This is a genomic window from Actinomadura darangshiensis (assembly GCF_004349235.1).
Lineage (GTDB): Bacteria > Actinomycetota > Actinomycetes > Streptosporangiales > Streptosporangiaceae > Spirillospora > Spirillospora darangshiensis.
Genome location: NZ_SMKY01000092.1, coordinates 22,632 through 30,117 on the forward strand (window position 1 = coordinate 22,632; position 7,486 = coordinate 30,117).

Annotated in this window: 9 protein-coding genes; all 9 read right to left on the reverse strand. The window is 72.4% G+C overall.

Annotated elements, in window-relative coordinates; genetic code table 11:
- Positions 1-2: 2 nt before the first annotated feature.
- Positions 3-851, reverse strand: coding sequence for a DODA-type extradiol aromatic ring-opening family dioxygenase (locus tag E1293_RS20800; RefSeq protein ID WP_132199107.1), 849 nt, complete (start codon positions 849-851; stop codon positions 3-5).
- Entirely contained in the window at positions 844-1,710 is an 867-nt protein-coding gene (locus tag E1293_RS20805; RefSeq protein WP_132199108.1) for a creatininase family protein, read from the reverse strand. The genes E1293_RS20800 and E1293_RS20805 overlap by 8 nt, the downstream gene beginning before the upstream one ends.
- The gene (locus E1293_RS20810) at positions 1,707-2,498 is read right to left on the reverse strand and encodes an ABC transporter ATP-binding protein (RefSeq protein ID WP_207938987.1); all 792 of its coding nucleotides are present in this window, start codon (positions 2,496-2,498) and stop codon (positions 1,707-1,709) included. Before E1293_RS20810 ends, E1293_RS20805 begins: the two co-directional genes overlap by 4 nt.
- 5 nt (positions 2,499-2,503) lie before the next feature.
- On the reverse strand, positions 2,504-3,292 hold the full coding sequence (locus E1293_RS20815) for an ABC transporter permease (protein ID WP_243716354.1): 789 nt from the start codon (positions 3,290-3,292) through the stop codon (positions 2,504-2,506).
- Between the two features lie 14 nt (positions 3,293-3,306).
- Positions 3,307-4,119 carry an ABC transporter permease gene (locus E1293_RS20820; RefSeq protein WP_132199110.1) on the reverse strand — a complete coding sequence of 271 codons (813 nt, stop codon included), beginning with the start codon at positions 4,117-4,119 and terminating at the stop codon, positions 3,307-3,309.
- Positions 4,120-4,138: 19 nt separating this feature from the next.
- The gene (locus E1293_RS20825) at positions 4,139-5,131 is read right to left on the reverse strand and encodes an ABC transporter substrate-binding protein (protein ID WP_132199111.1); all 993 of its coding nucleotides are present in this window, start codon (positions 5,129-5,131) and stop codon (positions 4,139-4,141) included.
- Between the two features lie 43 nt (positions 5,132-5,174).
- Positions 5,175-5,960, reverse strand: coding sequence for a 2-keto-4-pentenoate hydratase (locus E1293_RS20830; RefSeq protein WP_132199112.1), 786 nt, complete (start codon positions 5,958-5,960; stop codon positions 5,175-5,177).
- 135 nt (positions 5,961-6,095) lie between these two features.
- Complete coding sequence (locus tag E1293_RS20835) at positions 6,096-7,088, reverse strand: LacI family DNA-binding transcriptional regulator (protein WP_132199113.1); 993 nt, start codon at positions 7,086-7,088, stop codon at positions 6,096-6,098.
- Positions 7,085-7,486: family 1 glycosylhydrolase (locus E1293_RS20840; protein ID WP_132199114.1), on the reverse strand; the 402-nt coding region annotated here is incomplete at its 5' end. The genes E1293_RS20835 and E1293_RS20840, both read right to left, overlap by 4 nt.

Sequence of the window (7,486 nt, forward strand, 5' to 3'; positions counted from 1 at the left end):
GGTCATGACAGGTCCCAGCGGACGGCGCCGAAGCCGCAGCGCCACTGGTCGACGGCGGCGTAGCCGAGGGCCTTGCACGGGCGCGGGCCGATCGCGCCCATGACGACCAGCCAGGAGAGCAGCTCGGAGGTGCCGCCCGAGCCGGCCTCCTCCATGCGCTCGAAGGTGACGTCGGTGCGGATCTTTTCATGATCGCCTTCGACCAGCAGGTCCATCCACCAGCGGTCGAACTTCTCGTCGATCTCCAGGTAGCGGGGCCCGCCCGGCTCGTGGGACAGGCCCCCGGAGCCGAACAGTCCGACCCGCAGCCCGGCGGGCAGCCGGGTGCGGATCGCCTCGCCGAGCGTCTCGCCGAGCCGGTAGCAGACCTTCTCGTCCGGGACGGGCGGGACCGTGCAGTTCTGCAGGACGGGGACGACCGCCACACCCGTCGAGACGAGGCCGGCCATGGTCGTCGGGACGGAGAGGTTGTCGTCGTAGCGCAGGTTCTCGCGGGTGGCGCGCACGCGCGGGGCGCAGTCCTTGACGCTCTCGTACAGGACCTCGCCCACGTCGGGGCTTCCGGGGAGCTCGTAGTCGGGGACGCGCAGCCAGGGCTTGAACCACTCGTCGGGGCCGGTGTGGCGGTCGGCCAGCCCGAAGGTGAAGTCGTTGTAGTCGCTGACGAACCCGTTCGCGATGTGGTCGTTGGCGATGACCAGGAGCACGTCGGTGCGGGATCGCACGATGGCCTCGTGGATCTCGGCGTAGGCGGCGAGCACCGTCTTCCGGTCGGCCTCGGGCGCCTTGTCGAACCAGCCGGTGAGGCCGGGAGCGTGGCTCGCGGCGATGGCGACACTGATCTCAGCCATGGTTCCTCCGTCCTTCGTGGGGGTTGGACGACGCCGTGCGCCGCAGGCGGAGCGCGATGGCGTCGGCGGCCTGCTCGGCGGCGGCCGCCTGGATGCGGTGTCCTTCGCCGGCACTCGCCGCGGCCGGGTCGCCGAAGTAGCCGTCGGGCGTGACGCGGCGGGCGTGCTCGTACCCCTTCCGCCAGGTCGCCAGCTCGCTCGGCCCGAGACCGCTCGGTTCGAGCCGGGCGCGGACCTCCTCGCGCACGAGCCCGGGGTGCAGGTGCATCATCAGGGACGTCTCCCATCGCCCGGCGTGGACGTCGGGCGGGCCTTCGGGCGGCGGCTCGTCCGGCCCGCAGAGCGTGAGGCGCGGGTCGTCGGGGTCGAGGCCGATGCGGCGGGCCAGCGCGGGCTCGGTCACGAAGCTCGCGTCCACGTCCGCGCGCTCCGACGCCGTCCGCACACCGTCGTGGATCGTGCGGTTGTGCAGGGCGTCGCCGTGGCCGGAGAAGCAGAACACGTGCCGGAAGCCGTCGCGCGCCATCCCGGTGAGCAGGTCGGCCATGACCTCCCGCATCAGTTCGGGCCGCACGCCGTAGGACGCGGGGAAGGCGCCCGAGACGACGTTGATGCCCCAGTAGTAGGGCGGCACGATCAGCGCCCGCAGGCCGCGCTCGGCCAGCAGTTCCTGGACGCCGCGCAGCCGCGCGACGGGCAGGTAGACGTCCGTCCCGGTGGGCAGGTGCGGGCCGTGCTGCTCGATCACGCCGAACGCCCAGAGCAGCACCGCTCCGGACCGGGCGGCCTGGTCGACCTCGTGCCAGGTCAGCTCCGCGAGCGTGCCGGCGAAGACGTCACGGGTCTCGTCACGACTCATGACCGCGGCTCCGCGCCGTCGTGGTAGGTCTTCGCCTGCTGGACGAGCGAGTAGATGTGCGCGCGCAGCTCGGCGAACCGGGGGTCCGACCGCGTCGCGAGCTGCTCGCGTTCGGCGGGCAGGTCGATCACGGCGTCCTCCATGATCACCGTGGGGGCGGCGGACAGCACCAGTACCCGCTGCCCGAGGTAAACCGCCTCCTCGATGTCGTGGGTGACGAACAGGACCGTCATGCCGAGCCGCTGCCACAGCTCGCGGGTGAGGTCCTCCAGCTCGGCGCGGGTCTGCGCGTCCACGGCGGCGAACGGCTCGTCCATGAGCAGCACGGAAGGCTCGTAGGCGACGGCGCGGGCGATCGCGACCCGCTGCTGCATCCCGCCGGACAGCTGCCAGGGGTAGGCGCCCCCGGCGTCGGCGAGGCCGACCGACTCCAGCGCCTCGGCGACGAGCTCGCCGCGGCGCCGCTTGGCCACCTTCTTCTGCTTGAGCGGCAGCTCGATGTTCTGCTCGACGGTCATCCACGGGAACAGGCTGCGCCCGTACTCCTGGAAGACGACCGCCATGTTCTCGGGCGGCCCGTGCACCGGGCGGCCCTCCAGCACCACCTCGCCGCCGCTCGGCGCGAGCAGCCCCGCGACGCACTTCAGCAGGGTGGTCTTCCCGGCGCCCGACGGGCCGACGATGCAGGCCAGCTCGCCGTCGCCGATCCCGAAGGTGAGGTCGCGCACCGCCTCCACCGTCCGGTCGGCGGCCTGATAGGTCTTCCTGAGCCCGCACACGTCTAGCAGAGCGGTCATGATTCTCCCTTCTGGGCCTGGCGCCACCCGCGGTGCCAGCGGAGCACGCGGGCCTCGAACCGCCCGAACAGCAGCGACAGCAGGAATCCGAGCAGGCCGAGCAGCAGGATCCCGCTCCACATCTCGGGGACGGCGAACCCCCGCTGGAACTGGACGATCGTGTAGCCGAGGCCGCTGGAGCTGGCGAACATCTCGCTGATCACCATGAGGATGATCGAGATCGACAGCGCCTGCCGCATGCCGGTGACGATCTGCGGGGACGCCGACGGCAGGACGAGGCGGCGCAGCCGGGCGGCGCCGGTCAGCCCGTAGGAGCGGGCGGTGTCGGCCAGCACGTCGTCGATCGCGCGGACGCCCTCGGCGGTGTTGAGCAGCACCGGCCACAGCGAGCCGGCCACGATGACGGTGATCTTCATGGTGTCGCCGATTCCGGTGAACAGCATCAGCACCGGGATCAGCACCGGCGGCGGGACGGCGCGGAGGAACTCCAGCACCGGCTCGGCCAGCAGCCTGATCCGGCGGTTGGACCCGATGAGCACGCCGATGGCAACGCCCAGCACGACCGCGCCGACGTATCCGGCCGCCAGGCGCAGGACGCTCGGCAGCACGTCGTCCATGAGGCGGTCCGAGAACCACGTCTTGCCGAAGGCGCTCAGGATGGTGCGCAGCGGCGGGAAGTAGAAGCTGGTGCTCTGCGCGGTCAGCACCCACCAGAGCACCAGCAGGATCGCGGGCAGGGCGAGCAGGTAGGCGAGACGGCCGGCGCCGTGCAGTGCGGTCCTCACGTGCGGTGCGGTCCTCACGCGGGCACCTCCGTCCGGATGGAGGTGTGCCAGGCCAGCACCCGCCGCTCCAGCGCCCGGGTCAGGAGGTTCACGCCGACCCCGAGCGCGCCCGTCACGAGGATCAGCGCGTACATGTCGGCGACGGCGTTGCTGGCCTGGGCCAGCGCGATCTCGCTGCCGAGCCCCGGCGCGCCGATGATGAGCTCGCCGGCGACGGCCAGGATCAGCGCCACCGACGCGGCGAGCCGCACGCCCGTCAGCAGGTACGGCAGCGCGGTCGGCCAGACCACGTGCCGCAGCCGCGCCCACCGGGAGAACCGGAAGCTCGCCGCGGTCTCCCGCGCCACCGGGTCGACGTCCTGCACCCCGTGGACGGCCTGCAGCAGGATCGGCCACGTCGCCGCGTACACCACCAGCATCAGCGTCGAGCCGAGCCGCGTCCCGTAGAGCAGCACGGCCAGCGGGACGAGGGCGACCGACGGGATCGGGCGCAGGAACTCGATGGTCGAGGCGGTGGCCTCGCGCAGGAAGGGCACGCTGCCGATCAGCAGCCCGAGGCCCAGGCCGGCGGCGAGCGCGATGGCCAGCCCGTACCCCCAGCCGCGGAGCGTGTCGAGCAGCGCGCCCCAGAACGCGCCGCCGCCGGCCTCGTCGGCGAGGGCGCGGACGATGGCGCTGAACGGGGGCAGGTCGTCCGGCGAGACCGCGCCGCTGCGCGGCAGCACTTCGAGGAGGAGGGCGAAGGCGGCGATCCCGATCGGGCCGAGGAGCCGGTCGGGCACGAACCCGGCGCGGCTCCGGCGGCGCGGCCGGGCCGTCGTGGTCATCGGAACGGTCCTCGCCATGTCACTGGTCGAACAGGTCGTCGAGCGGGCGGGTGCTGCCGATGAGGCCGGTGTCGACGGTGAGCCGCGCGAGCGGCGCGATCTCCGCCTTGCCGGCCTCCGGGTTCCAGCCCGGCAGGGTCACCTTGTCACTCAGGCCCGGCTCCAGCTTCAGGTAGCCGTTCAGCGCCCCCCTGGCCTCGTCCGGGTGACTCTCGGCGTAGCTCATGGACTCCTTCAGCGCGGCGGTGAACCTCTTCACGACGTCGGGGTTCTTCCCCGCGTACTGCTTGGAGGTGAACCAGCCGGCGAACGGCAGGTGCGCGCCCATGCCGGCGTAGCTGACCGGCAGCCGCTTGGCGCCCTGCCCCTCGGCGACCGTGATGAACGGCTCGCTCAGCATCGCGGCGTCCACCTGGCCGTTCTTCAGGGCCGCGGGCATGTTGGGGATGGGCACCTCGACCAGTTCGGCGTCGCCGCGCCGCAGCCCGTTCTTCTTGAGGACGGAGGCGACCGCGACCTCGTTGATGCCCTTCAGCGTGTTGACCGCGATCTTCCTGCCCTTCAGATCGGCGACCTTCGCGATCGTGGAGTCGCGGGTCATCAGCTGCCCGGACCCGTCGTCCATGGGGTCGCCGGACGCGCGGGCGCCGACCGACACCATCGTCACCGGGACGCCCTTCTCCCGCGCGACGAGCAGGCTGACGATGTTGGAGTAGCCGAACTGGAAGTCGCCGCTGACCACGGCGGGCACGATGGCGGCGCCGCCCTGCGCGTCCTGGGTGGTGACCTTCAGCTTGTGGCGGGCGAACACGCCCTTGGTGACCCCGAGCTTCACCGGCGCGATGTCGATGATCGGGATGACGCCGAGCTTCACCTCCGCCGTGCCGTCGGCGGAGACCTCGCCGGCACCGCCGCCGGCGCCGCAGCCGGTCAGGGCGGTCAGGGCCAGCGCGGCGGCGGCCGCGCACGCGACGAAGGGGCGTCTGGAGTGGTCGCGATGAAGAAGGGACATGTCGGTACTCCCGGGAGGAGGCGCGCCAGGTGCGGCGAGGTCGTCAGGTGGTTCCGGTGAGGGAAAGGGCTCCGAGTGAGGCGAACTCGGCGCAGAGGGTGCCGCCGGCTCGCAGGGGGTGGGCGTCGGTGAGGCCGCCGGTCAGGACGATCCAGCCGGGCTCGATGGCCTTCCCGCGCCCGGCCAGCTCGTTCGCGGCGAGGGCGAGGGCGTTCGCGGGATGCCCGAGGACGGCCGCGCCCGTCGCGGTGTCGACGGTGCGTCCGTCGACGTCGAGCCGGCATTCCTCGGCCGCCAGGTCGAGGCCGTCCGGTGGGACGGCGCGGGCGGAGATGACGAACCGGCTGGAGGACGCGTTGTCGGCGACCACGTCCGGCAGGGTGAAGTCGAAGTCGCGGAAGCGGCTGTCGATGACCTCGAACGCGGCGTGCACGCTCGCGACCGCCCGCATCGCCCGCTCCGCCGTCACGCCGGGGCCGCTCAGCCGCTCGCCCATGATGAAGGCGATCTCCGGTTCGGCGCGCGGGTGGATGAGCCGCCCCACCGGCGCGAGCTCGCCGGGCGCCATGGTCATCGCGTCGGTGAGCCAGCCGGTCAGCGGGACGTCGACGCCCATGCGCCGCTGCTTGGCGCGCGACGTCAGGCCGAGCTTGACCCCGACGACGGTCTCGCCGTCGCGCACCTTGCGGTCCAGCACGGCGTCCTGGATCCGGTAGGCGGTGCCGAGATCGAGGTCCGGCCACCGCTCGGTGACCTTGCCCCCGTCCTCGCGGTCGCGCTCGCGGCGCAGCAGTTCGGCGACGGCGGTCTCGATCGTCCGGTCAGCCACGGCTCTGGCCCCTTCGGCGGTAAGGCGTCCTCATGGCGCACCAACCTAAGGGCCACATTGAATATATTCAATAGATCGATACTAGCTTTTTCCGGGCATGCCGCAGCCCAGCCACGCCCTCGGGGCAGGCCGGGCTCAGGTGGAGTCGCGAACGATGAGCTCGGTGGGGAGGATCAGCGGCTCGGCCTGGACGTCCACTCCGGTGAGGATCATCCGGACGATGCTCTGGGCGACCTCGTCGATCGGCTGGCGGACGGTCGTCAGCGGCGGATCGGTGTAGCGGGCCGCGTCGATGTCGTCGAAGCCGACGACGGCGACGTCGCCCGGGACGCGGCGGCCCGCCTTCCGCAGGGCGTGCAGGGCCCCGCTCGCCATCAGGTCGCTCGCGGCGAACACCGCGTCGAGGCCGGGGTCGTCCTCCAGGAGCTGGCCCATCGCGGCCGCCCCCGACTCGCGGGTGAAGTCGCCGATGGCGGCGAGCGACCGGCGGCCGGTGCCGGAGAGGGTCTCGCGGTAGCCGGCCAGCCGGTCCAGCCCCGCGGACATGTCGAGCGGGCCGCTGATCGTGGCGATCCGCCGCCGGCCCCTCGACAGGAGGTGCTGGACGGCGGCCCGCGCACCCCCGAAGTTGTCGGCGTCGCAGTACGGGGGCCTGGCCGTGGACACCGGCCGGCCGTGCGACACCACGGGCACGCCCGTCCGCATCAGCGCCGCGGGCAGGGGGTCCGAGCCGTGCAGGGACAGCAGGATGACGCCGTCCACGTGGCCGCCCGCGACGTACCGCTCGACCCTGGCCTGCCCTCCCGGCGAGGACGGCATCATGAGCACGACCTGCTTGTCGGCCGCCTCCAGCTCCTGGCTCACCGTGCGGATGACCTGGGAGAAGAAGGGGTCGTCGGAGAAGACGCGGGCGGGCGGCTCGGAGACCACCAGCCCGATCGATCCCGTGCGCTGGGTGACCAGGCTGCGGGCCGCCGAGTTCGGGACGTAGCCGAGTTCCTCCACGGCGCGCAGTACGGCCGTGCGGATCTCCGCGTTCACGGTGTCCGCCCCGTTGACCACGCGGGACACCGTGGCGCGGGAGACTCCGGCCCTGGCCGCCACGGCCTCCAGCGTGGGACGTTTCATTCCGGTTCTCCCCCGAGTCCGTTGCGGGCGATGACGTCACGGAACCACCCCGCGCTGTCCTTGGGAAGGCGGCGCTGGTCGGCGTAGTCGACGTAGACGATCCCGAACCTCTTGCCGTACCCCTCGGCCCACTCGAAATTGTCCAGCAGCGACCATACGAGATACCCCCGCAGGTCCGCACCGGCGGTGAGGGCGGCGTGCGCGGCGCGCAGATGCCCGTCGATGTACCGGATGCGGGCGTCGTCGCGTACTCGTCCGTCCGCGTCGGGGACGTCGTGGAACGCGGCGCCGTTCTCGGTGACCACGAGGGGCGTGCCCGGGTAGTCGCGGCTGAGCCGGACCAGCAGGTCGCCCAGGCCGTCCGGGACGATCGGCCAGCCCATCGCCGTGAGCGGGGG